At 57.2% G+C, this 26,858-nt stretch carries 33 protein-coding genes; 17 read left to right on the plus strand and 16 right to left on the minus strand.

Features of this window, described 5'->3' with window-relative positions; all coding sequences use genetic code 11:
• Positions 1-228, plus strand: a complete 228-nt coding sequence (locus AC0JZ4_RS24950) for a hypothetical protein (protein ID WP_471889216.1) — start codon at positions 1-3, stop codon at positions 226-228.
• A gap of 36 nt (positions 229-264) precedes the next feature.
• On the opposite strand, the gene AC0JZ4_RS24955 is transcribed toward AC0JZ4_RS24950, so the two are convergent.
• Positions 265-474, minus strand: coding sequence for a hypervirulence associated TUDOR domain-containing protein (locus AC0JZ4_RS24955; RefSeq protein ID WP_471889217.1), 210 nt, complete (start codon positions 472-474; stop codon positions 265-267).
• Positions 475-484: 10 nt separating this feature from the next.
• Entirely contained in the window at positions 485-727 is a 243-nt protein-coding gene (locus AC0JZ4_RS24960; protein WP_471889218.1) for a DUF2934 domain-containing protein, read from the minus strand.
• A 254-nt stretch (positions 728-981) separates the two neighbouring features.
• Here AC0JZ4_RS24960 and AC0JZ4_RS24965 point away from each other — a divergent pair, with 254 nt between their 5' ends.
• The 3 genes from AC0JZ4_RS24965 (at position 982) to AC0JZ4_RS24975 (ending at position 2,518) form a co-directional block, all read left to right on the plus strand.
• Positions 982-1,446, plus strand: coding sequence for a pyridoxamine 5'-phosphate oxidase family protein (locus AC0JZ4_RS24965; protein ID WP_471889219.1), 465 nt, complete (start codon positions 982-984; stop codon positions 1,444-1,446).
• An 83-nt stretch (positions 1,447-1,529) separates the two neighbouring features.
• Complete coding sequence (locus AC0JZ4_RS24970; RefSeq protein ID WP_471889220.1) at positions 1,530-1,787, plus strand: DUF3140 domain-containing protein; 258 nt, start codon at positions 1,530-1,532, stop codon at positions 1,785-1,787.
• 476 nt (positions 1,788-2,263) lie between these two features.
• Positions 2,264-2,518, plus strand: a complete 255-nt coding sequence (locus AC0JZ4_RS24975) for a hypothetical protein (RefSeq protein WP_471889221.1) — start codon at positions 2,264-2,266, stop codon at positions 2,516-2,518.
• On the opposite strand, the gene AC0JZ4_RS24980 is transcribed toward AC0JZ4_RS24975, so the two are convergent.
• Entirely contained in the window at positions 2,499-3,881 is a 1,383-nt protein-coding gene (locus AC0JZ4_RS24980) for a diguanylate cyclase (protein WP_471889222.1), read from the minus strand. The genes AC0JZ4_RS24975 and AC0JZ4_RS24980 overlap by 20 nt on opposite strands.
• A gap of 103 nt (positions 3,882-3,984) precedes the next feature.
• On the opposite strand from AC0JZ4_RS24980, the gene AC0JZ4_RS24985 reads away from it, so the two are divergent.
• Positions 3,985-4,203: a hypothetical protein gene (locus tag AC0JZ4_RS24985; protein WP_471889223.1), complete on the plus strand. Its 219-nt coding sequence runs from the start codon at positions 3,985-3,987 to the stop codon at positions 4,201-4,203.
• A gap of 128 nt (positions 4,204-4,331) precedes the next feature.
• Entirely contained in the window at positions 4,332-4,646 is a 315-nt protein-coding gene (locus AC0JZ4_RS24990; protein WP_112456554.1) for a metalloregulator ArsR/SmtB family transcription factor, read from the plus strand.
• Positions 4,647-5,134: 488 nt separating this feature from the next.
• On the opposite strand, the gene AC0JZ4_RS24995 is transcribed toward AC0JZ4_RS24990, so the two are convergent.
• The 3 genes from AC0JZ4_RS24995 to AC0JZ4_RS25005 form a co-directional block, all read right to left on the minus strand.
• A complete protein-coding gene (locus AC0JZ4_RS24995) occupies positions 5,135-5,605 on the minus strand; it encodes an Hsp20 family protein (RefSeq protein WP_471889224.1) in 471 nt (156 codons plus the stop codon).
• Between the two features lie 318 nt (positions 5,606-5,923).
• Complete coding sequence (locus AC0JZ4_RS25000) at positions 5,924-6,232, minus strand: hypothetical protein (RefSeq protein WP_471889225.1); 309 nt, start codon at positions 6,230-6,232, stop codon at positions 5,924-5,926.
• Between the two features lie 85 nt (positions 6,233-6,317).
• Positions 6,318-6,557 carry a DUF982 domain-containing protein gene (locus tag AC0JZ4_RS25005; protein ID WP_471889226.1) on the minus strand — a complete coding sequence of 80 codons (240 nt, stop codon included), beginning with the start codon at positions 6,555-6,557 and terminating at the stop codon, positions 6,318-6,320.
• 269 nt (positions 6,558-6,826) lie between these two features.
• Between AC0JZ4_RS25005 and AC0JZ4_RS25010 the strand changes: the two genes are divergently transcribed.
• A complete protein-coding gene (locus AC0JZ4_RS25010) occupies positions 6,827-9,106 on the plus strand; it encodes an FdhF/YdeP family oxidoreductase (RefSeq protein WP_471889417.1) in 2,280 nt (759 codons plus the stop codon).
• Positions 9,107-9,219: 113 nt separating this feature from the next.
• Here the strand turns inward: AC0JZ4_RS25010 and AC0JZ4_RS25015 are convergent, their stop codons facing one another.
• Positions 9,220-9,615 carry a PRC-barrel domain-containing protein gene (locus AC0JZ4_RS25015; RefSeq protein WP_471889227.1) on the minus strand — a complete coding sequence of 132 codons (396 nt, stop codon included), beginning with the start codon at positions 9,613-9,615 and terminating at the stop codon, positions 9,220-9,222.
• Between the two features lie 457 nt (positions 9,616-10,072).
• Here AC0JZ4_RS25015 and AC0JZ4_RS25020 point away from each other — a divergent pair, with 457 nt between their 5' ends.
• The 4 genes from AC0JZ4_RS25020 to AC0JZ4_RS25035 all read left to right on the plus strand — a co-directional run bounded on the left by AC0JZ4_RS25020 (position 10,073) and on the right by AC0JZ4_RS25035 (position 13,820).
• Complete coding sequence (locus AC0JZ4_RS25020; protein ID WP_471889228.1) at positions 10,073-10,408, plus strand: hypothetical protein; 336 nt, start codon at positions 10,073-10,075, stop codon at positions 10,406-10,408.
• A 174-nt stretch (positions 10,409-10,582) separates the two neighbouring features.
• The gene (locus tag AC0JZ4_RS25025) at positions 10,583-11,083 is read left to right on the plus strand and encodes a YciE/YciF ferroxidase family protein (RefSeq protein ID WP_471889229.1); all 501 of its coding nucleotides are present in this window, start codon (positions 10,583-10,585) and stop codon (positions 11,081-11,083) included.
• 69 nt (positions 11,084-11,152) lie between these two features.
• A complete protein-coding gene (gene katE / locus AC0JZ4_RS25030; RefSeq protein ID WP_471889230.1) occupies positions 11,153-13,285 on the plus strand; it encodes a catalase in 2,133 nt (710 codons plus the stop codon).
• A gap of 364 nt (positions 13,286-13,649) precedes the next feature.
• On the plus strand, positions 13,650-13,820 hold the full coding sequence (locus AC0JZ4_RS25035) for a DUF2934 domain-containing protein (protein WP_471889231.1): 171 nt from the start codon (positions 13,650-13,652) through the stop codon (positions 13,818-13,820).
• Positions 13,821-13,892: 72 nt separating this feature from the next.
• Here AC0JZ4_RS25035 and AC0JZ4_RS25040 read toward each other — a convergent pair whose 3' ends face one another.
• Positions 13,893-14,135: a DUF6894 family protein gene (locus tag AC0JZ4_RS25040; protein ID WP_471889232.1), complete on the minus strand. Its 243-nt coding sequence runs from the start codon at positions 14,133-14,135 to the stop codon at positions 13,893-13,895.
• 136 nt (positions 14,136-14,271) lie between these two features.
• On the opposite strand from AC0JZ4_RS25040, the gene AC0JZ4_RS25045 reads away from it, so the two are divergent.
• A complete protein-coding gene (locus AC0JZ4_RS25045) occupies positions 14,272-14,976 on the plus strand; it encodes a Crp/Fnr family transcriptional regulator (RefSeq protein WP_471889233.1) in 705 nt (234 codons plus the stop codon).
• Between the two features lie 41 nt (positions 14,977-15,017).
• On the opposite strand, the gene AC0JZ4_RS25050 is transcribed toward AC0JZ4_RS25045, so the two are convergent.
• The 3 genes from AC0JZ4_RS25050 to AC0JZ4_RS25060 all read right to left on the minus strand — a co-directional run bounded on the left by AC0JZ4_RS25050 (position 15,018) and on the right by AC0JZ4_RS25060 (position 17,331).
• The gene (locus AC0JZ4_RS25050) at positions 15,018-16,181 is read right to left on the minus strand and encodes a zinc-dependent alcohol dehydrogenase (RefSeq protein ID WP_471889234.1); all 1,164 of its coding nucleotides are present in this window, start codon (positions 16,179-16,181) and stop codon (positions 15,018-15,020) included.
• Between the two features lie 75 nt (positions 16,182-16,256).
• Positions 16,257-16,784 (minus strand): DUF4142 domain-containing protein, encoded by a 528-nt coding sequence (locus AC0JZ4_RS25055; protein ID WP_471889235.1) that lies wholly within the window; start codon positions 16,782-16,784, stop codon positions 16,257-16,259.
• Between the two features lie 136 nt (positions 16,785-16,920).
• Positions 16,921-17,331 carry an NUDIX hydrolase gene (locus AC0JZ4_RS25060; RefSeq protein WP_471889236.1) on the minus strand — a complete coding sequence of 137 codons (411 nt, stop codon included), beginning with the start codon at positions 17,329-17,331 and terminating at the stop codon, positions 16,921-16,923.
• Positions 17,332-17,420: 89 nt separating this feature from the next.
• Between AC0JZ4_RS25060 and AC0JZ4_RS25065 the strand changes: the two genes are divergently transcribed.
• Complete coding sequence (locus AC0JZ4_RS25065; protein WP_471889237.1) at positions 17,421-18,143, plus strand: MOSC domain-containing protein; 723 nt, start codon at positions 17,421-17,423, stop codon at positions 18,141-18,143.
• Here AC0JZ4_RS25065 and AC0JZ4_RS25070 read toward each other — a convergent pair.
• The gene (locus tag AC0JZ4_RS25070; protein WP_471889238.1) at positions 18,083-19,804 is read right to left on the minus strand and encodes an FAD/NAD(P)-binding protein; all 1,722 of its coding nucleotides are present in this window, start codon (positions 19,802-19,804) and stop codon (positions 18,083-18,085) included. The genes AC0JZ4_RS25065 and AC0JZ4_RS25070 overlap by 61 nt on opposite strands.
• Positions 19,805-20,157: 353 nt before the next feature.
• Here AC0JZ4_RS25070 and AC0JZ4_RS25075 point away from each other — a divergent pair, with 353 nt between their 5' ends.
• The 3 genes from AC0JZ4_RS25075 to AC0JZ4_RS25085 all read left to right on the plus strand — a co-directional run bounded on the left by AC0JZ4_RS25075 (position 20,158) and on the right by AC0JZ4_RS25085 (position 21,886).
• On the plus strand, positions 20,158-20,727 hold the full coding sequence (locus AC0JZ4_RS25075) for a type 1 glutamine amidotransferase domain-containing protein (protein WP_471889239.1): 570 nt from the start codon (positions 20,158-20,160) through the stop codon (positions 20,725-20,727).
• Between the two features lie 64 nt (positions 20,728-20,791).
• A complete protein-coding gene (locus AC0JZ4_RS25080) occupies positions 20,792-21,649 on the plus strand; it encodes an SDR family oxidoreductase (protein WP_471889240.1) in 858 nt (285 codons plus the stop codon).
• A 30-nt stretch (positions 21,650-21,679) separates the two neighbouring features.
• The gene (locus tag AC0JZ4_RS25085) at positions 21,680-21,886 is read left to right on the plus strand and encodes a hypothetical protein (RefSeq protein ID WP_471889241.1); all 207 of its coding nucleotides are present in this window, start codon (positions 21,680-21,682) and stop codon (positions 21,884-21,886) included.
• Positions 21,887-21,946: 60 nt separating this feature from the next.
• Here the strand turns inward: AC0JZ4_RS25085 and AC0JZ4_RS25090 are convergent, their stop codons facing one another.
• The 3 genes from AC0JZ4_RS25090 to AC0JZ4_RS25100 all read right to left on the minus strand — a co-directional run bounded on the left by AC0JZ4_RS25090 (position 21,947) and on the right by AC0JZ4_RS25100 (position 25,375).
• Positions 21,947-22,372 carry a response regulator gene (locus AC0JZ4_RS25090; protein WP_471889242.1) on the minus strand — a complete coding sequence of 142 codons (426 nt, stop codon included), beginning with the start codon at positions 22,370-22,372 and terminating at the stop codon, positions 21,947-21,949.
• A complete protein-coding gene (locus tag AC0JZ4_RS25095; protein WP_471889243.1) occupies positions 22,369-23,496 on the minus strand; it encodes a PAS domain-containing protein in 1,128 nt (375 codons plus the stop codon). The genes AC0JZ4_RS25090 and AC0JZ4_RS25095 overlap by 4 nt, the downstream gene beginning before the upstream one ends.
• A gap of 61 nt (positions 23,497-23,557) precedes the next feature.
• Positions 23,558-25,375, minus strand: coding sequence for a PAS domain S-box protein (locus AC0JZ4_RS25100; protein WP_471889244.1), 1,818 nt, complete (start codon positions 25,373-25,375; stop codon positions 23,558-23,560).
• A 221-nt stretch (positions 25,376-25,596) separates the two neighbouring features.
• Between AC0JZ4_RS25100 and AC0JZ4_RS25105 the strand changes: the two genes are divergently transcribed.
• Positions 25,597-25,833: a hypothetical protein gene (locus AC0JZ4_RS25105; protein WP_471889245.1), complete on the plus strand. Its 237-nt coding sequence runs from the start codon at positions 25,597-25,599 to the stop codon at positions 25,831-25,833.
• 56 nt (positions 25,834-25,889) lie between these two features.
• Here AC0JZ4_RS25105 and AC0JZ4_RS25110 read toward each other — a convergent pair whose 3' ends face one another.
• Positions 25,890-26,771, minus strand: a complete 882-nt coding sequence (locus tag AC0JZ4_RS25110) for a LysR family transcriptional regulator (protein WP_471889246.1) — start codon at positions 26,769-26,771, stop codon at positions 25,890-25,892.
• Positions 26,772-26,858: the final 87 nt, after the last annotated feature.

The following is a 26,858-nucleotide window of genomic DNA, read 5'->3' on the forward strand; positions in this document are numbered from 1 at the left end:
ATGGATAGATTTGCAGAAACCGAAAACGCACTTGTCGCGCGACTGCGCGTCCTCAAGACATCTCCAGACATGTCGATCAACCTTCTCGACCTCCGTTTGCCCTTGGAAGCGGCAGGCTTCTCTCAAGACGAGGTGACCGCCGTCCTCAATGCTCTCGAGCAGGACAAGATTGCAACCGTCGTACCGGGCGGGCGGCTGCTTATTTTGAAAGAGCTTCCGGAGGTCTAAAGCCACGCTCCGCCCCAGAGGCATTCCCTTGACCACCTAAGCTTTCTTAAGCGATCCAGGCTTATGGGACGCCCGCTTTCCGGATTTCTCGCTTTCGACGATCATTTGTGGATCTTCCTCGGATGCTTTGACCTTGTGGCCTTTGATATGTGTGTCCGAGGTTTGCTTCCTGATGACCTTGCCCGTCGTCTTTCCCTGACTTGTCTCCCACGAGACCTTATCACCCTTTTTCGGATTGTCGTCCATAAGGCTCTCCTTAGTCGGGGCTGACCGTAGATGGCGCCCTGAATTCAGCCGAGCCAATGGGGTTCGTGTCGTCTTTAGCGAACTCGTCATCGGCTTCCTGGTTAACCTTTGTCACGTCATCGGATGCCTGCTCATCCAGCTCGTGCTGTTCCTCCGCACGTCTCCAACGATCCTCGTGCGCTCCTTCCGGGCGATCTTCGTCCTCCCAGATCTTGTAGGCGCGCTCTCTATGCTGCTGTTCTTTTTCGTTCATCACTGCCTCCCTGTGTCGCGGAGAAACAACTTTCATGCGCCGTTGTTGTTTCCGAAGACCAGGAAGGAAATCAAGCATACCGCCCGGCCGACGTGCAATCCGACCTATGGACGCGGTTTTGAGCCGTGGGACAAGCCCGATGCCATGACGGGCGGGTAAGGATGCTCGCCTGGCCTTTCGGCCTCAGCCCGTCGCCGACGAGGAACCAACACGCTTCCAGAAGGTTTGGGCCAGACCAGTTCCAGGAGGGTCCAATGGCTTCGATGACGATGGAAGAACTTTCGAAAAAGCTGAGCAAAATCGACTTTTGCATGTTCAACGCAAATGGTCCCGAAAGCATTGTCAGCAGACCGATGAGCAACAACGGGGACGTGGAATATAACGGCGACTCATGGTTTTTCTCGTACGTCGACACAAAGAAGGTCGCAGATATCAATCGTGACGCTAGGGTCACCCTAACCTTCACCGCTCCACCGAGCATGCTTGGCAAGCCGGGCATTTTCATTGCCGTGACCGGACAAGCGGAGCTGATCCGTGACAAAGACCATTTTCAAGAGCATTGGACGAAGGATCTGGACCGCTGGTTCCCACAAGGGACCGACACACCCGGTATTGTCCTGATCAAGGTATCGGCTCAAGCGATTGAGTATTGGGACGGTGAGGAAAACGGGCGACTGCAACTGGCCGTGGTTGATGCCGTCGCGGCAGGTGCAGTATGACCGGCAAGGTACTGGACAGAGACCAGATCTGGGACGATTTCCGGGAAGCGGTGAACATGGCGCCGGCTGAACTGGCGAAGTGATTGAAGACTGACGAGAGTAAGTCAGTTGGCTGGTCAGGTGATGGGGGCGGCGAGACAGTTGGAGACCGTTCGGGTCACAGGATCATCGATATCAAAATGAAGAAGAAGGCCGATCTGACTGATGATGATTTTGCTCACATGAGGAAGGTTGTCGGCTATGTGCATCGGCATATTGCGCAGGGAGGGCCCGAGAAAGATCGGAAAACATCGCCATGGCGTTACTCCTTGATGAACTGGGGGCATGATCCGCTCAGATAAGCAGACGGGCCTTTCGATTGCTTCGGGACTCGGATGATTTCCGACATCGCCTGCTCGGCTCGACGTTTCTTGACCTACCGAACTGATCAGGGACTAGAAAGGGTGATCATTTGAGCCGCTAAGGATCGATCAGATCCACTCACGTCAGTCTTGCAACCGAAAACTGCCTGCATATTATCGGCTAACTGCAGACAGTTTTAGTGACACAAATGGATCAGCATCTACCGCACTCCGAACGCTCCGAACTCTCTGGCCGTTACACCGACAATGGGATTACCGTCGTTGTGGAAATCTTCCGCTCCTCAGGCGCAGATGATTGGCGGATGCAAGTGACAAGCCTAGAAGACCAGCTCACGGACTGGAATGAATCTTTCGCCTCAGCTCACGAGGCATGGGAGGAATTCGTCTACGTCGTCAACACGGAGGGGATCGCAGTTTTCCTTTAGCGCCTCCCGACGTCATCGAGGATAAGCAGATTGGCGATCGACAGCGACAGACGGCGAATGATTTTCGATCAGGTTCGCACCAAGGCGATGTCCCGGGGCAAGCCTATCGACGACGACCCCGAGTTTTTGGCTTGGGTAGAGCTGTGGATCAGCGGTGAGTATGACATGTCTGAACTCAGGTCTCGATACAATGACCTCGCGATACGTCGAACCCAGCGATCCAAGTCTGCCGCTGGTGCATTGGAACCCGTCGCCTCAGAAGCCACTACCCCGGATACCGACTGAACCTGACGGCGTCTTTTCCGGCAGCCTTCGCATTATATAGAAGCGCGTCGGCTTGCTTCAGGAGTTCGGAAACATCACGCTTTTCGCCCGTCCAGATGCCGCCAATGCTGGTGCGAACGTCTGCGATCTCATTGGAAATTGCGATAGGCTCCTTCATCCGTGCGAGGATCCGCTCGGCTGCCGCCTCCCCCGTCAACTGATCACCCGCGACAATAACAACAAACTCATCGCCCCCCGTGCGTGCCACAAGATCGCTTTCTCTGACGGCTGAGGTGAGGCGCGCGGCTGTGGTCTGCAGGACGACATCGCCCATCGCATGCCCATGAGCATCATTGACCTCCTTGAAGCCATCGAGGTCGAGTGCCAGGACAGCAAAACCGTCAGCAGACCGGAATGTCGCAAATTCCATCGACAGCCCACGCCGGTTCAGCAATCCGGTCAAAACGTCGGTGCGCGCCGTCTCCTCCAGCATCTCGATCCGACGTCGGTCTTCGGTAAAATCGATTGCCATTCCGACAACTTTGACCGGTCGGCCGTCATTGTCTCGTAGAAGCCGCCGATCGCAACGCATCCAGCGTTCGCCGTGGACCGTGTCGAGACGATATTCGGCGACGTTCTGATCGAGCTCACCAGCAATCAGCGGCGTGAGATCAGCCTGGGCACCGTCGTTCACGTTGACCCTGTTGATATACCGCTCAAGGTCGAGGCGCGCGGCCGTCGGCCCACCGATGAACTGAGCCAGTCGATCCGAAGTCTCGAATTTGCCTGTCAGGATGTCCATCTGCCAGAAGCCGCCACGAACCGCTTCAAGCGCCAACTCGAGCTGCGCCGCTCGCTCGGCAAGCTGACGCTCATGCTCCTTGTGGCGGGTGATATCCTCGATCTGTGATATGAAGCGTACCACCTTGCCCGCAGCATCGCGCATCGCGGCAACATGGATCAGGACGTGAACGATCTCGCCGAATGGGCGGAGGTAGCGCTTCTCGATCGTGTAGCTATCCCGCCTTCCCTGCAACACCTGCTGAAACAGGATGAGGTCCGCTTCGATATCCTCTGGATGGGTAAATTCCCGGAAATGCGTTCCCAGCACCTTTTCGAGCGGAAGAGACAGCAGCTTGGCGAAAGCCGAATTGCCGCGAATGATGCGCCCCTCAAGATCGACCAGAGCGATCCCGATCGGAGCATTCTCGAACGCAAAGTCGAACAGCGCCAAGCGGGTTTTAGGGTCGTCGGCCGTATACGGTTCCGCTACCATCTTTCCTCCAAAGAAAAGAGCATCACGGCGATAGGTGTGTTTTAGGAGATCATAATCAAGGTTACGGTCAGTATTGTCGCTCAGTGACAGGCTGCATGTGCGCGGCATCCTTGATGTCAGGCACGTGCGAAATTATCTCGGACCTTAGCGGAATATTCGGAAAAGCTGACATGGGCCGGACTTAAAGACGAATGAGACTAGGGAGGAAGACATGGATAGCAGGAGCCGGGGTCTTTCCACGAGCGACATGCGGATACTCAGAACGCTGCTCGGTCGATACGCGGCGCGTTATCATCTCGCTGGCCCAGAGAAAGACGACTTGATCGAACAAACGTTTCAGGCTTTGGCAAGCAATCCGGACATTTTCTTCGAAATCCCGGTTGAAAAGGCCGCCGCAGAGACGATGCACCGGATCTATTCCGGCCGTTAGATCAACGGCCATTCACCATGTCTGTCACATTATCATTTACATAATATAGCAGCTGGTCATATGTATGGCCCAGGGTAAGAGAGCGAGTCCATTCGCCAGCTGGTTAGGGTTCGTCAGGAGCAGAAAACATGAGCGGCGATCACTCGTTCGATGTCGAACGTGCATCTGAGCTTTTGTCCGTGCTATCAAACCCCAGACGCCTCGAGATCTTCGAGCTCATCGGCCAGCGAGAGTGGGACGTTAACTCCCTTGCTCAGAAACTGAACATGAGCCAGTCGTCGCTGTCGCAGCATCTAAAAAAGATGCGAGATCTGAAGGTTGTCAATGCCCGCCGGGACGCGCAGACCGTCTATTACTCGTCGCAGAACGAAAGCGTGGCATCGATCTTGGCCTCACTTACACAGATCTTCGCGTCGCGCAAAACCGTCGAACCCGCGACCTGAGCGACGGATGGTTGCCGTACTCTGGGTGAGACTTCGCCTGCCTCGGAAGCCGCGCTTCAAGGGTCGATAATCGGCAGAGCGGACAGGTATCGGCCTCATACTCCACCTATCTTCGCGTCCGTGTTACGCCGAAGATGAGGAGGGACATCTTCGAGCTCTGCGAGCTTATCGTTCTGCTTCAGAAACACTCGAGACTTTTCTCGGACCGCGTCGATCGGCCAATGACCGTTCGCCGCCTCACGACAATATTGGACAAGGGTGTCGTAAGCCAGATTTCGCTTACCGTGGGGCCACTCGTCGAGAAAATCAAATACGTCATCCAGTCCGGTGATCTCCTACACAAAATACCGGCGCTGCGCGTAGATGGGCTTGTAAAATTGAGCGAGCAACATAGAAACCTCCTTCGTTTGCTCGATGGACGTACGACTGAAGCCGGCCCCAGATCGGGCCGGCTAATAGCAATCTATGGTTTTTCCTGGGCCTTGGGGTCAGGCGACCTTGCGGTCAGCTTCGAGCCGGAGCGGCTCGCCAGCGGCTGAAGCGACGCCGATTTCGATCTTGCGCGGCTTCATGGCTTCGGGCACCTCACGCTTCAAAGCAATCGTCAGCAGGCCATTCTTTAGATCGGCTCCTTCCACCCTCACATGATCGGCAAGCTCAAACTTGCGCTCAAAGGAGCGACCAGCGATGCCGCGGTGGAGATATTCGCCCTGCAGCTCTTCGGCTTTCCCACCTTTGATCACCAGGACATTGCGCTCCTGAGTGATATCGAGGTCACCTTCGCCAAAGCCCGCAACCGCCATCGTGATGCGATAATCGTCTTCACTGGTCTTGACGATATCATAGGCCGGCCAGGTCTCGATCGCGTTGAAGCGCTGCGTATTGCTGAGCAGATTAAACACGCGGTCAAAGCCGATGCTCGAACGATAGAGCGGGGCAAAATCAAGTTCAGTCCTCATAACCATATCCTCCGTAAAGCAACATGGAAGAAGGCGGTTAGATCCGCCTCCTCGGTCAACCGACCCCCTCATTGGGCCGCCGGCGTTGACCGATTTGGTTTTTGAGATTTTGTCGTTCAAGACCTCGGTCGAAAATTTTCTCGGCTTCCCAGAGTCATCTTGTTTGTCGGAAATACGGTCCTATTTCGAGTCGCGATTTCGCTCTGGGAGCATTGGGACGGATGATGGAATGACTGTGAGGCTTTCGGACGCCGACATTGAGATTTTGCCTCCGGACCACATCGATCAAAACGAGTCGGCCAACGCTGGCGATTAACGTCACCGGCCCGACACCCTCATCGCCCCGAGGTCGCCCATGCTGCGCTGGATCGCGGCCAACCGGTCTGCGGCAATGTCGACTGAGATCTTAATATCACCTGCGAGCGGTGCATCCGTTCTTGCATGTCCAGAAGATGAAATGTCCCCCCCAGAGGGAGCCGAACCGGCCGTGTTTCCATCACCTGCCGCCTGAACGAAAATATCAGGTCTAGGAATGCCATGCTTCTGGACCAGATGCTCGATGGCGAGATCTGCTGCCTCGCGCGTTTCAAATATTGCGCGGACTGTGGTGGTGCTATTGTCGGACATCGTCTTACTCCCTCGTGATGGTAAAGGGTGAACAGGCGACTCCGATATTGGTTTCAGTGAGTGGCGGAGAGAACCCCGTCGCGGCTTACTCCCGAAGTAGACCCGCACTTCTGGCGGCAACTCTAAAAGCCGCAGCGGCGCTGTCGCCAGGAACTGCACCAGAGACCGCCCGGAGGCATACTTTTTTAGCAGTGCCTACATCCGGTCCGCCTTTGGGGAAGTCGAGAGCCAAAGACGCCAGGGCCTCTCGGGTGTTCCTGATGCATTTCGAACCGCCGGCTGTGCCGGTCGCGATCTCGGCAGGGTATTCCCAAAGTTCAGTCATCGGTCTTCCAATGCAAAGGAGTTTTTAACAGCGAGCGATCGTTCAATCGCAGGGACGAGCCCATCAGTAACCCGAGTGGTCATCAGATTGTTCCCATCTCATTCCCGCTTTCGGACCACGTAATGGACACGCCCAAGGCGGCCGAAAGCTTGGCTCATTGCGGAACGTTGTCTGTGCCAGGATGTTTCTCCCGCGACAAATCTCGGCCCCGGCCGGTTCACCCCGCGATCGAACGCAAACACCACGTCAGACTTCTTTGGAGCCATCCCATGACAGATCATATCGACAACCCGGATGGCAAAGGTCCTTCTGGGGGATGGGGATCGCTAAAATCGATCGCCCGCATTTACGGCGAGAGCGAGCCGCCGGCAGCTTTCCTGGAGACGCTTGCGCGGCAGAACAAACCGGGCGGCTTTATGTGCGTTTCTTGCGCTTGGCCCAAGCCGAAGAACTATCATCCCTTCGAATTCTGTGAGAACGGCGCGAAGGCGACCATGTGGGAGCTCACGAATGCCCGCTGCACGCCCGACTTCTGGAATGAGCATAGCGCGACGGAGCTGAGATCGTGGAAGGACCACGATCTTGAGATGACCGGTCGCCTTACCCACCCGATGCGCTTCGACCATGAAACCGATCGATATGTAGAGGTGACATGGGATGAGGCATTCGACAAGATCGGCAGAGCCCTGCGACGCCTGGAGAAGGACAGCGTCGTCTTCTATTCATCCGGCCATGCGGGGCTAGAGGCATCCTATCTCTACGCGCTGCTCGCCCGCGCCTACGGCAACAACAACCTGCCGCAAAGCTCAAACATGTGCCACGAGACGACGTCGGTTGGCCTCAACAACGTCATCGGCTCCCCCGTCGGTACGATCGTTTGGGACGATCTGGAAAAGGCCGACGCATTCTTCTTCTTCGGCCAGAATCCGGGAACTAACAGCCCACGCTTCCTGCACCCGCTGCAGGAAGCAAAAAAACGTGGCGCCAAGATCGTCACTTTCAACCCGGTGATCGAACAGGGGCTCGTATCCTTCGTCAATCCGCAGAACCCGTTCGACATGCTGACGGGGAATGAGACGAAGGTCTCCGATCAATACTGCCAAGTGAGGGCGGGTGGCGACATCGCTGCTATGCTCGGCCTCTGCAAGGTCGTCGTGGAAGCCGATGATGCCGCAGTCGCCACGGGTGCCTCGCGCATCCTCGACGTCGACTTCATCGCAGAGCATACGACCGGGTTTGAAGAGTTTATCACCTGCGTGCGAGAAACGTCCTGGGCGGATATCGAGCGTGAAAGCGGATTGTCGGAAACCGATCTACGCGAGGCGGGTGAGACCTATATTGCATCCGAACGTGTCATCGGTGTTTACGGGATGGGCCTTACCCAACATGCCCAGGGGGCGCTCAACGTTGCGATGCTCGTCAACCTCCTGCTCCTGCGAGGCAACATCGGCCGCGAGGGGGCAGGCTGCTGTCCCGTACGCGGCCATTCGAACGTGCAAGGCCAGCGCACTGTCGGCATCGCGGAAAAGACCAAGCTGATCCCGATGGACAAGTTGAAGGCACTTTTCGACTTTGATCCACCGACGGAGGACGGCACCCACATCGTCGATGCGGTGAAAGGCATGATGGCGCGCACGATCCGCGCCACGGTATCGCTCGGCGGCAATCTCCTGCGCGCGGTTCCGGACCAGGAGGAGATGGAGAAGGCATGGGCGGCTCAGGAACTGACCGTGATAGTCTCGACCAAGCTTAACCGCAGCCACCTCTTCCCCGGCAAGGAGGCCTGGATACTTCCCTGCCTGAGCCGAACGGAGATGGATATGCAGGCGACAGGCAACCAATCCGTGACGACGGAGGACAGCTTCTCGCACATCTCCGCCTCGATCGGAAAGCGGACACCGGCCTCCAAACATCTCAAAAGCGAGCTTGCGATCGTTACCGGCATCTCCAAGGCCACGCTCGATCCCAAGCCAACGCTCAGATGGGATGAATGGACGGCCGACTACGCATTGGTCCGGGCTCTTATCGAGGCTACCTATCCGGATGACTTCAAGGACTACAACGCACGCATGATCGAGCCGGGAGGCTTCTATCGGGGCAACGACGCGCATGAGCGGATCTGGAAGACCGCGGAGAAGAAAGCGGTCTTCACGAAGCCTGAGCGGTTAAACGCCCTTTCCTTTGAGGATGCACCGGGCCGATATCGGCTGGTCACCATGAGATCGAACGATCAATTCAATACGACTATCTACGGCTATTCGGACCGCTTCCGTGGCATCGAAGGAACGCGGGACGTGGTGCTGATGTGCCCGGAGGACATCGAAGCCGCCGGCCTGAGCGAAGGCCAGACCATCGCCCTCGTCAGCGACTTCGGCGACGGGAGACATCGCGAGCTTGGCGGGCTTGCCGTTCGAGTGCACAAGCTGCCCCGCGGCACAATTGGCGGGTACTACCCCGAATGCAACGTGCTGAACGCCATCGATCACCACGAAGCGTTATCGAAAACGCCAGCGGCTAAGGCGATCCCTGTTAGGATCATGGCGCAATAAGATGCGTTGAGAGGCGGGTTTTACCTGCTGGTATGTCGCTGCACCAAAACAGCGCGTCAACAAGAAAGAGGCCCCGCCAAAGCGAGGCCTCATTCTTTTGATTTCTGCGGCCACTACATCCGCGTCGGCGGAAGGCCATAGTAATCGTCGATCCGTCGATCGTTCGCACGATACCAGGAGTCGTCATCCAGATCAGCATAGCGCGGCGCGCCGGTGATCTGGTCCTTGGTAAGGTCAATCCGGTAGCCATCAAGACCTTCGTCATAGGTCAGTTTTTCCCAGGGCAGTGGATAGTAATCATCACCAATGCCCAGGAAGCCACCGAAGCTCAGCACTGCGTAGGCCACTCGACCACCCTGCTTCTCCAGAAGAAGACGCTGGATCGAGCCGATACGCTTTCCGTCGGCGCCGTAGACCTTCGTGCCTTCGACCTTGTCGCTTGCGATCAATGAAGTGGTATCCTTGACGTAAGGATCCTGACCGGTAACGCGATTTTCCTGATTCAGCATATCTGCCTCCTCTTTGTTGGTTTCAGGTACGTTGAGCAAACAACAGGACTGGAGCGTTTGTTCCGAGCAAATTGGCTCAGGGCAACGTTCGGGCCGCCCTCTGACCATGTGCAGACCGCGACATTTCCGCAGCCACATGCTCCTGCGGTCAGAATTGTTCCCCAAGCCATAACCACGAAGCTCGCTGCGACCGGCCACCCCTTAAACAAGCCAGATGGCATCGACAATCGGCAATAAGATCAAGGTTCCGGCGTGGGCGATTGCGAGGGATTTCATCGAGCGTCCTTTCGATTGGCTGCGCATCCACGGAACGCAAAATGGATTGAAAGTCGTGCGGTACCGTACTTCCGCAGAATGCAACGGCACCACGTGGAACATTTGTCAGCATCAATGCTTAGCCTCGTCAGTCCGAAACGGTGGATAAACGCCGCGGCGTCCCAAGGAGGATAAGAGCGCTATGACTTACGACCCAAATTTCAGGTCACCTGCACCTGGTAAGGATCTGGAAACGAAGGCACCCGGCTCCGTACCGGCTGAAAGCTCGTCAACGTCGGTATCCAGTCCGCTTCACACTTCGGATGCACCACGTGTCGATCAGGCGCTGAATTCACTCCTTGAACATCGTAACGACCCTTATGTCGAGCCGAAGGAAACACTTTCGGCACTAAGAGAAGAGGTCGATAGTCTTCGGTATCGCGCATCGGATGAAGTACGCTTTCGCATTCGCAAGAATCCCTGGCAGGCAGTAGGGATCGCGGCCTTCGTCGGATTTCTGTTCGGGATCACGCGATAGGCCCACACTTGCCGGGGCGTCGCCGACTGGAGCTCGATGACGAGATAAGCATGTCAGCGTTCCTGGTACGGTGGCGTACGGGAACCGATCACTCGCACCGGACATTCCTTGCTGTCACTGGTGCGGCGCGCGGTCCGCACCTCTTGCAACATCTCAAAAACGATGGAGGACGACATGGCAAACGCCAAGACTCTCGACGACCTGTTTCTGGATACGCTGAAAGATATCTACTTTGCAGAAAAGCAGATTCTGAAGGCACTGCCGAAGATGGCGCGTGCGTCTCAGTCCGAGGAAGGCAAGGAAGGTTTTCTCCACCATCGCGAGGAAACACAGGGCCAGATCGAGCGGCTCGAACAGGTGTTCGAGCTCGTCGGCAAGTCGGCACGCGGCAAGACCTGCGAAGCCATCCAGGGCATCATCGCCGAAGGCGAAGAGATCATCGAGGAATTCAAAGGATCGCCGGCGCTTGATGCCGGTCTCATCTCGTCTGCCCAGGCTGTCGAACATTATGAGATCGCGCGTTATGGCACCCTCATTGAGTGGGCCAAGCAGCTCGGCCTGAAGGATGCAGTGCCGCTCCTCGAGCAAAACCTGTCGGAAGAAGTGGCGACGGACAAAAAGTTGACGGCACTGGCAAAAGCTTCCGCCAACGACAAGGGTAAGAAAGCTGCCTGATCAACCGGAATAACGAGAGGCCGCCCGCAAGGCGGCCTTTTTCTGTTTCATAAACCTGAGGACGGGCAAATGGCCAAGAAGACACAATCATCAACCGATCAAGTCGCCATCCATGATCAGACACTTTTGCGTGGTGAAGGCGGCGAGCTTCACCAGACGGCGGAAGATGGCTTCGAGGTGCTGACGACATCGCAAGGCGCTCCAGTCGCGGACGATCAGAACACATTGCGTGTGGGTCCACGTGGCCCCGCATTGATGGAAGACTTCCACTTCAGGGAGAAGATTTTTCATTTCGACCATGAGCGCATTCCCGAGCGCGTAGTCCATGCGCGCGGTTACGGTGCCCATGGCTATTTCGAGACATACGAGTGTCTTGCCAAATATACTCGGGCAGACGTGTTTCAGCGTGCTGGCGAAAAGACGCCGGTCTTCGTACGCTTCTCGACGGTTGCCGGCAACAAGGGGTCGGCAGACCTTGCGCGCGACGTTCGCGGCTTTGCCGTCAAGATGTACACCAAGGAAGGCAACTGGGATCTTGTCGGCAACAACATTCCGGTCTTTTTCATCCAGGATGCGATCAAGTTTCCCGATCTCATCCACGCCGCCAAGCAGGAGCCCGATCGCGCGTTCCCGCAGGCTCAGACGGCGCACGACAATTTTTGGGATTTCATCAGTCTGACGCCCGAAAGCATGAACATGGTCATGTGGATCATGTCGGACCGGACCATTCCAAGATCGCTGCGCTTCATGGAAGGTTTTGGGGTCCATACTTTCCGGTTCATCAACGACAAAGACCAGTCCACCTTCGTCAAATTCCACTGGAAACCGAAGCTCGGCCTGCAGTCCGTCGCCTGGAACGAGGCAGTGAAAATCAATGGTGCGGATCCCGACTTCCACCGTCGTGATCTGTGGCATGCGATCACCACGGGCGACTTCCCGGAATGGGAGCTCGGTGTTCAGCTATTCGATCAGGATTTTGCCGACAACTTTGATTTTGATATCCTTGACCCGACGAAGATCATCCCGGAAGAGGTTCTGCCTGTGAACCCGATCGGACGGCTGGTGCTCGACCGCATGCCGGACAACTTCTTCGCCGAGACCGAGCAGGTCGCGTTCATGACCCAGAATGTGCCGCCGGGAATTAGCTTCAGTAACGATCCTCTGCTGCAGGGCCGCAACTTCTCTTATCTCGACACTCAACTGAAGCGGCTGGGCGGTCCGAACTTCACCCATCTGCCGATTAATGCCCCAAAGTGTCCCTTCGCGCATTTCCAGCAGGACGGCCATATGGCAATGCGCAATCCGGTCGGGCGGGTGAATTACGAACCGAACTCGTTTGGAGAAGGTCCACGGGAGAGCAAGTCTCGCGGCTATCGGCATTTTCCGGCGGAAGAGTCCGGCACCAAGGTGCAGCTTCGTCCTGAAAGTTTCGCGGATCACTACAGCCAGGCGCGACAGTTCTTCATCAGCCAGACACCGCCGGAGCAGCGTCATATCATCATGGCGCTCACCTTCGAGCTCAGCAAGGTCGAGACCGTTGCGATCCGCGAGCGCATGGTTTCCCATCTGATCAACATCGATGAGACACTCGCGTCCGAGGTCGCTCATCGGTTGGGAATGGCCGCCATGCCGAAGGCAGCAACGGCAGCCGTGCCAACACGACAGGATCTTGAGCCGTCCCTGGCGCTCAGCATAGTCGAACGCGGACCGAAGCGCTTTGAGGGACGCAAACTGGGCATTCTCGTGACCGACGGCGTCGACCCCAAGCTGCTGAAAGGCCTTGCAAGCGCTGTGTTGAAAGAGAAGGGCCTCGTCGAGTTCATCGCACCGAAGGTTGGCGGCGTGACGGCATCCGACGGAAGCTTTGTCGAGGCGCACCATATGATCGACGGTGGCCCCTCGGTCCTTTTCGATGCTGTCGCGCTACTTCCATCCGATGCAGGTGTGGAAGATTTACTGAAGGAGGCGACCGCACGGGATTTCGTGGCGGACGCGTTCCAGCATTGCAAGTTCATCGGCTACAGCAATGCTGCCCTGCCATTGCTTGAGAAAGCTGGTATCGCAAAGGACATTGACGAAGGTGTTCTGGAGCTTTCGAGCGGTGCGAGCCTGACGAGCTTCGTCGAGCAGCTCGGCAAGCTTCGCGTCTGGGGGCGTGAGCCGTCAATGAAGCTCGGCTCGGCATCGGTAACTGCAGCTTAAACACAATCATCGGCGCGGGTCATAAGCTCGCGCCGATATCTTTGACGTCGACATCGCTACGGGATGGCCGCCAGATTCGCCGTAAGACTTCCGGCGTCGCACTTCTCTAGCGATAACCTCTCATACGAGCCACGCGTTATGGGAAGAATTTCCGGCCGCGTTGGTACGGCATCGTACCCTCAACCCACTTTTCTCTTTCGTCAGGAACCCACCTAAAGAAGCTGACGTTCTCCGCCCGCTGTTCCTTTGGGAGGTGTCGCGCCAAGGTATCAGTCACCCTTCGCGGCTCTGATCAGATCAGCAGTTTGATGATGACAAAAATCGGGTGGCGAGGATGTCCTCGTTTTCCTGCAGGGAGATTGAAATGGACGAAAATCGTGAGGAATGGATTGCCCGTCGGGCTTACGAGCTGTGGGAGCAGGCTGGACAGCCTGAGGGCCAAGAGCATGAGCATTGGTCCCAGGCGAGCGCCGAATGGGATGCTCGACCGAACGCGGTCGAACCTGAACGCCCATCATGGGACGACGAAGAGTAATCTAAAACTAGGTGTAGGCGGGTGATGACCTCACCCGCCTTGCATGTGCATTTCTTACTTAAGCTGAATATTTCAACCTTGGTGCAGCCGAAGCACGTCGCGAAATTTGACGATATCCACGACAGCGCCGCTCTCGTCGGTCAGCTCAAAGGATTGCCCATCGATCTCTTCTCCATTCAGCACGCGCTGGGACAAAAGCTCGCGCGCAGAGCGAACCGCCTCTGCACGTGCGGTTTGGACGTCCAGAAACTCGGCACCTTCCGGATCCCTAGACAATCGATCTCCTTCGCGAATATGGAAATAAAGTCGGATCATTTATCACTCCCTTGTAGCCCCTGCATAACTTGACAGAGCCTCATAGGTTTCCCGCGAACCTGTTGTTTTTATGGATATCCCTGTTCGTCGCACTAGGTAGCTGGATAGATCCACGCAAGGCACCGGAGCTGATCTCATGAGCTGGACGACGAACAGGATCCTATCGATGCTATCGGACGATGTCGCCACACGTCTGAGGCCTCATCTCGAGCCAGTCGAGTTGCAGCAGGGCGAGCACTTGTTTGCGTCCGATCAACAGCTACGCCACGTGTTCTTTTTCGAAGGAGGCCTGTCCTCTGAAATCGCCGGTGGTAACGGCGACAAAACCATCGAGGTAGGATGTATCGGGCTGGAAGGCTTTTCGAGTGTTCCAGCGATCCTTGGTGTCGACAGCACACCGCATTTCGCCTTCATGCAATGTGGCGGACCCGCCTTGAGGATCGAAGTCGATGCACTTCGTGCGGCGATGGATGAATGTCACCCCTTACGCGAGCTTTTGATGCGTTATGCGCATGTATTTTTAATCCAGGTCGCCACGACTGCGCTGGCTGATGGTCGCTATGGTGTTGAAAGAAGGCTCGCTCGGTGGGTGTTGATGGGACGCGATAGGATAGGCTACGAGTTGCCGCTCACACATGACTTTCTGGCACTGATGCTCGGCGTCCGCCGCCCAAGTGTCACCGACGCGCTTCATCGTCTTGAAGGCAAACATGCGATCAAGGCCGAGCGCGGTCTCATTCTCATCAAAGACGTCGAGAAACTGAGGGAGCTAGCCGGCCCAATCTACGGCATAGCAGAGAAGGAATACGAGCAGCATATCCGACACGACTGGCGCTATTAGCTCGGCCCCGGAACAGGAGCCGAGCTCAACGTCGCGATCGATTAGCTGTGGGGACGGATCACGACTTTCACGCATCCATCGGCTTTGTCCCGAAACGTCTTGTAGGCTTCTGGCCCTTCTTCGAGACCGATGCGATGCGTGATGAGAAAAGACGGGTCGATCTTGCCATCGATGATCAGATCCATCAGCGGCTCGAGGTATTTCTGAACGTGGGTTTGGCCGGTCTTGAGCGTCAGCCCTTTTCCGACAACCGCGCCGAGCGGCGCGGGGACGGCCGGCCCGATGAATACGCCAGGCAGTGAAACCGTTCCGCCCGGACGGCATGCCAGGATGGCCTGGCTTAGAGCGTAGGGACGTTCTGTTGCCGACAGCTTCGTTTGCATCGTCTCCATAAAACCGCCGGCACCATGGCTCTCAAGTCCGACGGCTTCGATCACAGCATCAGGTCCCTTTCCACCAGTCATGTCGACAATACGTTGCTGCAGGTCTTCATCCGCATAGTCCAGCGTCTCCGCGCCCGCCCCTCGCGCAAGCGCCAAGCGTTCTGGCACGGTGTCGATTGCAATCACCCGCTCGGCCCCAAGCAGAAACGCCGACTTGATTGCAAACAAACCAACTGGCCCACAACCGAAAACGGCGACCGTTTGTCCCCGCTGGATATTGCAGTTTTCGGCGGCCATATATCCTGTTGGGAAAATGTCGGACAAAAACAGGACCTGCTCGTCGCTCAGACCGTCCGGCACCTTGATCGGACCGACGTCGGCATAGGGTACGCGCAGATATTCGGCTTGGCCGCCCGGAAAACGGCCGTACATTTCGGAGTAGCCAAACAATCCGGCAGTCGGATAGCCGATCTGTTCTGCTTGCATGGCGCCGTTCGGATTGGATCGCTCGCAAAGCGAAAACTGCCCCCATTGGCACTGTCGACATTCACCGCATGAGATGGTGAAGGGAACGACCACGCGGTCACCAACCTTGAGTTTGGAATTCCCGCGACCGACCTCAACGACCTCGCCCATGGTTTCGTGGCCCATGACATCACCATGATGCATGCCTGGCACGAAACCGCCGTAAAGATGGAGGTCAGAGCCGCAAATGGCGCAGCTTGTCACCCTGATGATCGCATCGCGGTCATCCTCGATGACAGGATCGTCTACCTGCTCGCAGCGAATGTCGCCGCTTCCATGCCAGGTCAGCGCTTTCATATCTGTTCCTTCCGAGTGATCGATGGCGGTCGTGAAAAGAAAACGGCCGCGTGACAGCGGCCGTATGAGACGAGGCTACTTATCGAGGTCCTGCGCCATCTGGTAATGATGCTCCAGGGCGGGCAGGGTCTTTGCCGCCCACGCCTTCAGCTCGGCATTCTCGCCCCCTTCGGCGTAACGCTTGAACAGATCGACGGCATCCTCGTGTGCTTCGACCTGGTCGTCAATATACTCCTCGCTGAAGTCGTCACCATCGAGCTTGGCGAGCTCGTCCACCTCCTCCTTGAAATCCTCGGTCAGCGTTGCAACAGGATTGCCCTGCACCTTGCCGGAAGCGAGAAGCGCCTTTAGCTCCGCGGTGGTCTTCTCGTGATCGGTGACCATCTGCTGTGCGAACGCCTTTGTTGCATCGTTTCCCTTTTGCAGAGCGAGCTTGCTGGACTCGATCTCGAAGACGTCGCTGGCGGAGGCCTCCATGATGAAGTCCTCGGTTTTCGGTGCGACACCGAGAGCGGAGTTTACGCCGGTCGATTCTGTTGCCGACTGCGCGAACGCACCGCCGGCGCAAAGGACGAGGCTAGCCGTGAGAAGGAGATGTTTCATTTGAGTGATCCCTGGGACTTGGTCTTCCTGATTGAAGATCCTGGATCAGAACGACGCCTTTCGATCACAGTTCCGGGGGAAACGAGTGATAATCAGCTTCGTACGGCAACGTACGAAATATGAGCGCCTAGCTGTTTCACTTGTACTGATCGGTCTGCAACAATGGCAGCACCACGTCGCGGTATGCGTTGAACGCAAGCTCGGCATCAAGAAAGCCGTCAACTGCAAACCAGCCAAGCTCCGAATGTTCGTGTCCCAACAAGCGAGCATTACCACCATCCCAGATAGGCACCCTAAAGATATGGAAGGGCGACTTTTTCTTCCGATCGTCGTCTTCATAGAGCGTAGCAACGTGATCGAAAGCGCGGGGCGTCAAGCCCACCTCTTCTTGGCATTCGCGCACCAGAGCGACATCGAGCCCCTCACCCTTTTCGACATGACCTCCGACCAGATCCCACTTGTTCGCAGACCATTTTCGATGGGCTGCGCGCCTCACAAGCAGCACCCGTCCATTGTTGATAAACGCCGCGCAAATAATCTCCGCCATCCGCAAACCTTTCAACACATCATACCGATAGGGAACCCGGAGGCAGCAGGCGGTGTTCCACGCTGTCAATAACCGCGAGGGGGCTTTGGATGAGTGAGACCGTGGGCACAGTCAAAGAGATCTGGCGCTATCCCATATCCTCGATCGGTGGTGAGGGTCTGAATGCGGCTTCGGTCGGCGATGATGGGATCGACGGAGATCGCACGCACCTCCTGGTCGATCTCGATACCGGAGAGGTCGCTTCACCGGAAACGACACCACGTTGGCGCCCTGCCCTGATGCTGTCGGCACGTAGATCTGGCGATGAGGTGCTGGTCTCATCAAGTACGTGGAAAATGAAAACGATCGACCCCAGCCTCGACGTTGCACTAAGCGAACTCATGGGATTTCGATGCGGCGTCCGGCCCAAGGGGTCTTCTCTCGAAAATGACGGGTCGACAGCCAATTATTTGCAACCGAGGTATGACCTTGCGTCACTCCACTTCCTGACTACCAAAAGCCTTACAGATCTGGCATCGCTCACCCCAGGCAGCCAGATAGACCGCCGACGGTTCAGGCCTAACGTCGTATTAGAGACCGAAAGTTATGAGGAGGATTGGCTGGGTCGGAGCTGGGCCTGTGGCGGTGTCATGGGAAACATCACCGAAAGGACCAAGCGGTGCGGCATGACTATGGTGGCGCAGCCGGGATTGCCTGAAGAACCGGAAATTCTGCGGACAATCGTCAGGCAGCGCGGCCGATGCTTTGGAGTCTATGCCTCCGTTGCACAGGCTGGCAGACTATCGGTCGGCGACGAGTTTGTATTTTCCTGATCCAGCGCCGTAATCAGAGAGTTCTCTGCTTTTTGTGTTGCCGCAATGATCGCCTTTGAGACGATGTCTCCCATGTCACGTGCACTCGTAATGCCTTGAATGAAAGGGAGCTTGTGCAGCAAGAATGGAACCGAGACACAGTAGAGGTTTCTTGAGACAGGCTGATCGATGATGGGCCGAAATGCTTGGTCAACATCGATCCCACCGGTGCGTCTCAGATGTGCTGACATCTCCGCTGACGTTTCCGTCGCGGATTCTTTGACGAGGCCGGGATGTTTCAGGCTCGGGAACGGGAGATCGGAGGCGGAGGCCGCATGCTGCCCCGTCGCATCGATAAATGCCGCATAATGGGTCTGACGCCCTTCGACAGTGACCGTCACGCCTGGACTGTTCTCCGGCCGATCGATCTCATAGTCGGTGCCAAGCGTCATGATATCCAGCGCTCCTGCGTTGTGAAGGGCAAGCAGACGCTCCACGGACTCATGTGGGACCGTGGCATAGTCATCGACAAACACCGTCTTGAAATGCGTATGAAAGCGCTTCAGATCCTCGGCATCGAGATGTGGAACGGCGCGTGCTATCACTTCGTGCATGCGAAGGATCGTGTACCGCCACTGAACCGTGATCCTCCCCACCTTGTTCTTCTTCGCCTCGGCGAGATTTCGGGCCGCTGCGATGAACTGGTCCATTGCTTCCCGTTTGCGGAAGTATCGCTCAGCAATGTCTTCGATTGTTGCAAGTCCCAGGCCAATCGATGAGGCGTAGTCCGGGTCGGCCGCCCCGAGCTCGGCTCTGAACAACTCGAATACATTGTCCAATAAACCTGCCGGTCCCCGCGAGATAGCAGCATCGACGGCCTCCGGCGTGCAAAACTGGAGAGGTTCGTAGGGTATCGGGCAGAAGAAGTCTGCTTCCGGCAGGAGCCCTTTCCGAGACATCATTGTCATGTGAAGCCCGTTGGTCGTGGGCTGATAAGCAAGCTGCCCTTGCTCATCACGCAGGAAGATCCCGTGAGCGGTGGCAACCGTGACAGCAGCATCGATGCCGCTCAGGGACGTTCCGAGAATGCCCACCTCCACCGGCCCGATGCGCTTGATGGCGCTGGCGGGCCAAGGCGAGATAAAGTAGCCCGGCGTTACCTCCGTGTTTTCCGGCCAATCATGACCAGTCGCCATGACGACATGGTCGAAGTTTTCCGTGGTTTCCGGTTCATCACCTTGATGAGCGACCAGCGCGACGTGAGATTTTTCCAGGCGGATATCGGTGATCGTGGTGTTCGCCCTGATTGCGACGGTATGGCCGCGGGCCTTCGCGTGATCCACCAGCTTCCAGAACTGATCTGCCAGAAACTCTCCAAGCACGACGCGGGGATAAAATTCGCGCTCACCGATCCGTGCCCGTTCAAGTCCGAGCTGCTGCAAGGCGGCATCAGAATGTCCACTCAGCCATTCGATAAGCGTATCGACGATGCGAGGGATTTCGATGCTCGCGATGTTGGCAAGCATCGCCTTATCATTGACCGCCGGATGATAGGGCGTGCCTTTCCCGGGATCTGGTAGCGCTTCGAACACAGTGACCGTAAGCGATTGCTGAGAGGCAACTAGGCCCATGAGGGTGTAGATGCCGGTGGGACCGGAACCAATGATGGCGATACGTGTCATGAGGCTCGACGAGCTTGTTGTGATGGAAGGCCGGACAAAACGGCTTAACGTCTGACAGGTTCCGGATCAGGCCATCAACCGTGCGGTACCGTACAGCCCCTGAAGACTCCGTGGTCAGGAGCGCCTCGTAATCTAACCATTCACTATCGATCGTCAGCTTCGACGTGAGCCGGCGAAAATGCGTCGCACACCAATCCAGGAACCTTCCATCGGTGTGACGGTTCTCCTGAGGTCACACGAACCAACACCATACCTTCACTCAGACACGGCGGCCCGGATCAGAGTGCGCGTTACGCGTGTACGTATCTCAACCGGCCGAGCGCCGTGATTGCCTACAACAAACGGAGAATAGCATGACCCTGGAAGGCAAGAAGATCGCAATCCTGCTGGCGCCCCGAGGCACCGAAGAACCGGAATTTGTCGAGCCGAAGAACGCCGTCGAAGCGGCTGGCGCAACGGTCACTGTAGTCGGCGTAGAAGCGGGCGAGGTCCAGACGGTCAACAACGATCTTGACCCGGGTTCGAGCTTCACGATCGACAAGACCGTCGCCGAAGTCTCGGCATCTGATTTCGATGGCTTGGTCATCCCGGGCGGCAGCGTCGGAGCAGATACATTGCGCGGCAACGCGCAGATAGTGTCCTTTGTCCACGACTTCTTTGTCCAGCAAAAGCCAGTCGGCGTCATCTGCCATGGCCCTTGGATCCTTGTGGAGGCGGACGTGGTCAAAGGGCGCACGCTGACCTCCTATCCGACAGTGTCGACCGACATCCGAAATGCCGGCGGCACCTGGATCGACCAGGAAGTTGTAACGGACAAAGGACTGGTCACCAGCCGGACCCCGGATGATTTGCCGGCATTCTGCGCCAAGATCATTGAGGAATTTGCCGAAGGCCGTCATCCGGCGCAGGCGCGCAGCGCATAATCGTGACAATTGCGGGCATCGCGAGATGCCTGCCTTTCCCATATTCGTAATGCAAGGAGTGAGAATGACCAACTATCCAACACCGCCTTTTGACACTCCACGACAGGACATGCCCGGCACAACTGAAGCGATGTCCCCCCTGCCCGATCATGGTGAAGTGAGCTATCGAGGCTCTGGCCGCTTGGCGGGAAAGAAGGCCGTGATTACCGGTGGCGACAGTGGCATCGGGCGCGCCGTCGCGATTGCATTTGCCCGCGAAGGCGCCGATGTCCTAATTTCGTATCTGGACGAAGACATGGATGCTGAGGAAACAAAATCCTGGATCGAAAAGGCCGGACGTAAGGCGATCTTGGTGCCTGGCGACATTCAGTACGCTCCACACTGCAAGGAAATCATCGACACAGCGGTCTCGCAGCTCGGCGGCATCGATATCCTCGTCAACAACGCCGCCCACCAGGCGAGCTTCAGCGAAATCGGGGACATTTCAGACGAAGAGTGGGAAGTGACTTTCCGCACCAACATCCATGCAATGTTCTATCTGACCAAGGCCGCCGTGCCACATATGAAGCCCGGCAGCGCGATCATCAATACGACGTCGATCAACGCCGATAGTCCAAGCCCGCATCTGCTCGCATATGCCACAACGAAGGGCGCGATCCAGAATTTCACGGCAGGCCTTGCTCAGATGCTGGCCGACAAAGGTATTCGCGCCAATTCCGTTGCACCTGGGCCGATTTGGACGCCCCTTATCCCGTCGACCATGCCGGATGAGAACGTGAAGAACTTCGGCAAGCAGGTACCAATGCAGCGACCCGGCCAGCCCGCCGAACTCGCGACTGCTTACGTGATGCTGGCCGATCCGCTGTCGAGCTATGTGTCGGGAGCAACCATCGCAGTTACCGGCGGCAAACCGATCATATGATGCTGAAACCTCAAACAATGGAGAAAGCAAATGGCAAAGCCACAGGACGATGCAAAGGGCCAGTACGCGCCTTCGCAGGCAGATCCCCACGCGACTGGCGTACACAGCGCTAAGCCAACAGTTATGACGGGTTCCGAAGACGCGACCGTCAATCGGACGCCGCCGGGCCAGAAGAAGGAGAAGGACTTCGATATTAATTACGATCCAACGGAACACAGTGGCAATCGCACGCCGTGACACTGACGTCTTCCAATCTCCGGCGTCATCCTAAGGTCGATTTAACCGCGTCCCCGACGTTCAGCCAGAACGTCGGCCAGCATTTGCATCTTCAGCCAAAACAAGGCTCGCTGGCGGGGCACCGCTATCGTCCCCTTGGATGATTGCCGAGACATAGACCAGCGCATTCTTCATGCCATTCATCGTGTAGGGTTTTTCGATTGCACCGAGCGCGCCGGCAAAATCCTGCGGGATCCGCTTGATGTTTCCGCTGACGAAGACATAGGGGATGCCGGCAGCCGCTAGTTCGCGCCCAACATCGATCCCGGTCGGGCCGTCCATGAGATGGATGTCAACGAACGCGAAGTCCGGCTTTAAAGCCCCGATCTGTTCGCGTGCCTGTGTGCTGCTCATAGCAAGACCTGTGACCTGATGGCCTGCCATCTCCACTTCGCTTTCCAGCTCCATGGCAAGCAGCATTTCGTCTTCGACGATCATGACTTTCAATGCGCATTCTCCTGATGGTCGCCGACAAGCAGCACCACATCGACGACCGTCTTTCGGCCGTCCTGCTTTCGTTCGATTTCGGCGCCCAGCTGCAAGGCCGACGCTTCAAGCAACATTTTTCCGAGCTGGGCGCTCTCGCTATCCGGCTCGACCGGTTCCGACGTGTCTTCGACACGGATCAGGAAGTGACCGTTCAGCCGCCGGACGACAACATGGATGTCGCCACCGCCGTCGCTCAATCCGCGGCGAACGGCGTCGCCGACCAACTCGTTGACGATCAGGGACAGCGGCGTCGCTTTGACGGCCGGCACGAGCAGCGGGGAGAGATCCAGAGACAGGCGAATGTCCTTTCGGCCGGTGGCATCGACCAGATCCGTCACCAGCTCGCGGGTGAATTCCGACATGTCGAATTTCGAGACGTCGTCGAGCGTGAACAGCTTGCGCTGCACCGTGCTCAGAGCCTCAATTCTGTTGAGGACCGACATCAGTGTGTGTCTTTGCCGATCGTCTTTGGTGATCCGCGCCTGCATTTTGACGATCGAGGCCATCGTCAAGAGGTTGTTCTTCACCCGATGATCGACCTCATGGACCAACATCGTTCGAGCATCCAGCGCCGCACGAAGGTTGGCCGTATGCTTTGCGACCTCGGCCTCGGCTTGGTGGCGAGCCGCCGCAAGGTCCGCTTCCCGGCTCTTGACCGTCGTGAAATCAAGCTGGGAGGCAAAGAAATAGATGATCTTGTCCGCTTCGTCCCTCACGGGGCTGATGAAGACGGCGTTCCAGAACGTGCTGCCATCCTTGCGGTAGTTCAAAATGTCGACAGCCACATCCCGCCCTGCCGCGATGCTGTCGCGGATCTTGGCGACGGTCTCCCGGTCCGTTTCAGGCCCCTGCAGAAAGCGACAGTTCCGGCCGATGATTTCCTCGTCGCTGTAACCGGTCAGCTTTCTGAATGCCTCGTTGCAGAAGATGATCGGATTATCGGCCTGGCTGGGATCCGTGACGATCATCGGCATGCGCGTGGCTTTGAACGCCGCCGCAAACGGGTCTTCGCTGACATGCCCGGCGACCAGGCGATCTCCGGCGCTGCGAGCGTCACGTCGATTTTGATCCTTTTCCTGCATCATGATCCTGATTGAGTTAAGCCACGACAGAAGTCGCGGCGGATGGATTCGTTCCTGCCGGTCATTTTGTGGCGTGCGGTAGAAGGACGGCCTCGATTTCGCAGACGACGCCGGCAGCGTCATAGACGATTGCCGACGTACCGTTGAGCTCCGCCGCCAACAAGCGCTCGACTAGGCGAGATCCAAAACCCTTCCTCGTCGGCTGAGCGACCGTCGGCCCACCCTTTTCCTGCCAGCGGAGGCTGAGAGCCGAGGTGTTGGGGTCATAGGTCCAGATGATTGACACCCGTCCTGTCGGAACGGAGAGCGCGCCGTATTTAGCGGCATTGGTTCCAAGTTCGTGAAGGGCGAGCGACAGTGTGGCGACAGCCTTTTGTGGCAGGAGAACCAACGGCCCAGAAATCTCGAAGCGCTCCGGCGGGTATGGCGCAACGGCCTGCTCGACCACCGCCGTGAGATCGGCACTCTGCCAGTCTCCTTCGGCAAGCAGATCGTGGGCGTGCGCCATTGCCGACAAGCGTGCTTCGAATGCCGCGACAGCATCCTGGGTGTCTGTCGCCTTGGCCAATGTCTGGCGAGCAATAGCGATGACCGTTGCAAAGACGTTTTTCACCCGGTGATGCAGCTCGCCAATCAGCACAGCCTGAAGCCGCTCCGCCTCCTTCTTCGCGGAGATGTCATGGGCGATTTTCGAGGCGCCAACAATCCTGCCGGCCGAGTCATAGATCGGTGAGACGCTGAGCAGAACGTCGACCAAACGTCCGTCCTTACGCCGGCGCTTCGTCTCATACGCATCAACCGGGGCCCCTGCCCTGATCTGTTGTAAAAGTGCCGGCTCTTCATCGAGCCTGTCTTCCGGCACGAGCATCAGGACGGATTGACCGAGGACCTCCTCAGCCTTGTAGCCATAAAGACGTTCAGCCCCGCCGTTCCAGGCCGTGATGTTCATGGCCAGATCGATGCCGAGGATGGCGTCGTTAGAGGACGCGATGATCGAGGCCAGTCTGCGTTCGGCTTCCTGCGCCTGCTTGCGCTCGGTGATATCGACCGAGATGACAGCAACCTGGTGGATCCGCCCTTCGTCATCGCGCAGAGCAGAGACCGTATTGTTCACCCAGACCAGGCTACCGTCCTTCCGCACATAGCGCTTCTCCATGTCGAAGCTTTCGCCGGTCGTGGCCAGACGGTTGAACAGGCGGGTCTGCTCAGGCATGTCATGGGCATAAGTGATGTCCGCGATGTTTTTGCCGAGAAGTTCGCCCTCCTCATAGCCGACGATCTCGCAGAACCGCCGGTTGATGTGCAGGATCTTGCCTTCCAGGCTTCCCTGGCCAATGCCGGCGGCCGACTGGGATATGACTGCCCGAAGCCTTTCCTCGCTTGCCTGCAATGCCTGATCGGCGCGGACGCGATCGGTCGTCTCGTTGACGATGCAGAAGACGCCGCGGACCGCGCCATGTTCGTCGCGAATGGCCGAATAGGATATGTCGAAATAGACGGTTTCCGGATAGCCGTGCCGCTCGATGTAGAAGGGACGATCCTTTGCCGCCACCGTCTCGCCGGTCTCCATCACCCGGCGCAGGAGCGGCTCGAGATCATCCCAGAGTTCGGCCCAGTTCTCTCGCGCCGGCCGGCCAAACGCCTTGGGGTGTCGTTGGCCGATCGTCGGCGCGTAGGGCTCATTGTAGAGCGCGACCAGGTCGGGGCCCCAGAACATCACGATCTGGGCCATTGCCGGCAGCATGATATCGACAGCGGATCTGAGACAGAGGGGCCATGTCGACGGCGCGCCGAGGATGGAATCGTCCCAGCTTCCGCTCTCGATAAGCCTAGAGATCTCGTCCGTCCCGTTGAAAGTCTTCCCCGCTTCGCTCCGCATTGGTACCCGCTCTACATTTCCATTGCGTGACCGCGCCTTGTTCCCGATCTGTCGGTGGCAGATTTATGGCGCCGGCACGGCTCTGCAAGGCCTTTCCGCAATGAAATCAGCGTGAGATGCCAGCGGGGCTCGTAGATCCCTCCGAGGTTGATCGACTGTAATTCGGTCTTGACCGATCAGGCTCGATTTCCCATATCGGCGCCACAAAGAAGGGGAAGGGTATGCGTGCGTTTCTGGAAAGGCCATTCGGCCCGACTGAGTTGCAGTTCATCGAGGAGGCGTTCGACGATTGGCTTGTTGAAAACCGCGTTCTCAAGGACAGCCCGGAAGCCGAGCTCGCCGCAGCAATCATCATAACCCTGTATCGCGAGGGCCATAATACCCTACCGGCGCTGGAGACTGCCATGTCCAAGCATCGCGGCCTGAAGGATCTGGCCGACTTGGCATCCAGGTCTTGATGGTATTTAAACCCACGTATCGGCTGGCTGCGATCGCTGCGGGTTTGAAATGAACGCTATCCAAAAGTCTGGGCTGCGAAATCGACGAACGACCGCAACTTCGGCGTCGGGCGCCGGTCGGCAGCGTGAAGGATATGGAGCGGACGTTCGATCACGCGAAATGCTGGCAGCAACTCAACAAGCGTCCCGAGCGCAAGATCACCCTCGAGAAGCTCGAGCGGCTGCAAGATGATGCCGAGACCGGCCCGCGCAGCACACAGCAGCGGCTCACCGTGATCAGCGACAAACCGTCCCTTGATTGGGACGGTGACCATCCCATCGGGGCCTTTGAACGTCCAGACGGTTCTCAGTTCTGAATGCGCGTAGACCAGGCATTCATGATCGGAGAGCTCGGACGGGTGCTGCAAAGCAGACCGACCCTCGAAATAGGACGGCGCCGCGCAGAGCGCCAGCTTATACGGCGCAAGCGAGCGCGCGATCAGGCCGCTATCGGAAAGCTCGCCGACACGGAAGACGGCATCGAACCCCTCATCCACCAGATCGATCATGCGGTTGGACAGGACAAGCTCGACCGACACCTCCGGAAATAGCTTCATATATTCAGGCAGCCTTGGCGCGAGCGTGTACATGCCGAAGCTCACCGGTGCATTGACCCGAAGCCGTCCGCTGGGTTTGGCCTTCGTGGCAGCCGCCATGCCTTCGGCGGTTTCGACCTCGGCCAGAATGATCCGGCATCGCTCGTAATAAGATCGTCCAAAATCCGTCAGGCTCTGCCGTCGGGTCGTGCGGTTGAGCAGTTGCACTCCCAGATGCTGCTCGAGCTTCAGGACATGCTTTCCAACAAGCTGCGGGGACATATCCAACGCATCGCCGGCAGCACTGAACGAGCCGAGCTCGACCGCTTTGACGAATACCGACATCGCGGCCAACCGATCCATTCGAACCAATCCGTTTCAAGTGTTTTGCTGAACTAAGCATTTTTCCGGATGTGTTTCAAATTCATGATGTGGCTGATCTTTCCATCG

The sequence above is a fragment of the [Rhizobium] kunmingense genome, from assembly GCF_977018605.1.